Annotated in this window: 3 protein-coding genes; all 3 read right to left on the bottom strand. The window is 53.3% G+C overall.

Annotation, left to right across the window (positions count from 1 at the left end; translation table 11 throughout):
* A partial coding sequence (locus WH277_RS01045) for an EscU/YscU/HrcU family type III secretion system export apparatus switch protein (RefSeq protein ID WP_339503859.1) occupies positions 1 to 449 on the bottom strand: 449 nt, incomplete at its 3' end.
* A complete protein-coding gene (gene fliR / locus WH277_RS01040) occupies positions 449 to 1,222 on the bottom strand; it encodes a flagellar biosynthetic protein FliR (protein ID WP_200641443.1) in 774 nt (257 codons plus the stop codon). The genes fliR and WH277_RS01045, both read right to left, overlap by 1 nt.
* 2 nt (positions 1,223 to 1,224) lie before the next feature.
* Positions 1,225 to 1,497, bottom strand: a complete 273-nt coding sequence (gene fliQ, locus WH277_RS01035) for a flagellar biosynthesis protein FliQ (RefSeq protein ID WP_200641444.1) — start codon at positions 1,495 to 1,497, stop codon at positions 1,225 to 1,227.
* Positions 1,498 to 1,530 lie beyond the last annotated feature (33 nt).

Here is a 1,530-nt window from a genome sequence, read left to right as displayed (position 1 = left end):
CATTTAAGGATCATCTTTAGCACATCGATGAGGTGCTGTTTGCTGACCAGCCGCTTCAGGCCAGAGATCGGATTGAGTTTTTTAAAGTCCGGTTTAATGCGGTTGGGGACAAAAACCCAGCCGCCTGGAACCAGCGTAGCAAGGCAGGCCGCCAGAGAGATCGGCACCAGTGTTGCAAGAACCTTTAAAATAATCAGCACCTGAGTCAGCATGAACTGGTGCAGGGCACCGTCATCATGAATGCGTGGGCCCATCTGGCTTACCGCCGTGAATGACGCCTGAACCTGGTCACGATAAAACGGAAAGAAGGCGCTGACCGTGAACAAGCTAGCCACAAGCCCTGCGGCCATCGTCACGTCTTTTGAGCGTGGAATATCCCCTTTTTTGCGTGATTTATTCAGCTTCGTGGAGGACGGTTTTTCAGTTTTATCACCGCTATTGGCAGACATCAGTGGTTCCTTAGCTGGTCAAACTGGGCTAAAACCTGATTAGTGAGTGCCAGATAATGCTGCGGAATACTGTTACTGAGTAGCACCAGGCAGAACAAACCAAACAGCATGCTGATAGGAAAACCGAGCGCAAACAGGTTCAGCGTGGGTGAGATGCGGTTTAACAGACCGAAAACCCCCTGCACCAGCAGCATGATAAACACCGTCGGTAACGCCAACAGCAGCGCACTGGCCAGCAGCCAGCCAGCACCGGTGGTGAAGGTACGCAGGGTTAACGCGTTAATCGCCTGGCCAATCGGCCAGTAGGCGAATCCCTTATACAGGATGGTGATCAGCAGCAGGTGGCCGTCCATAATGAAAAACAGCAGGACGGCAAACACGAAAACAATTTGTGAGATCACCATGGTTGAGCTGCCGTTACCCGGATCGTTCATCACTGCCATGCCCAGTCCCATATTCATCGACAGTATCGCCCCTGCGGCTTGCAGCGCGGCAAATACCCAGTTCAGCATCTGGCCGAAGAGTAATCCCCAGAGGAGCTGCTCGCCGGTCAACAACAGGGTCTGCACCGTCATCAGCTCACTCAACACCACGTTATTGTCCAGCATCGGGGTCATCACGATGCTTAACAGCAGCGCCAGCCCGGCCTTGGCTTTGCGTGGAAACGCCCGATGTTCAAAAATGGGGCAGAAATGGAAAAAGGCGGCAATACGCACAAACGGCAGCCACAGCGCCAGCAGCGGGTCAATCAGTTGGTGAATCGGGATGCCCATGATCAGCCTACCAGGGTCGAGGCCTGTTCAAAAATCAACAGGGTATAATCGATCAGCTGCGTCAGCATCCATTTACCGGCGAACACCAGCACCAGCATGGTCATCACCAGGCGAGGAAGAAAGCTCAACGTCTGCTCATTAATCTGCGTGGTGGCCTGAAATATGCTCACTATCAGGCCGGTCATCAGGCTGGGCAGGATCGCCACCACCGAAATCATCAACACCAGTTTCAGCCCCTGGGCAATGATGTCACCGGCGACATCAATCGTCATCATGGTGACAGCCCTTGTACGCTTTGCGTCAATGTA

Source organism: Erwinia sp. MYb416, from assembly GCF_037479575.1.
GTDB classification, from domain to species: Bacteria; Pseudomonadota; Gammaproteobacteria; order Enterobacterales; family Enterobacteriaceae; genus Erwinia; species Erwinia rhapontici.
This window is presented reverse-complemented; position numbering and strand designations above follow the sequence as displayed.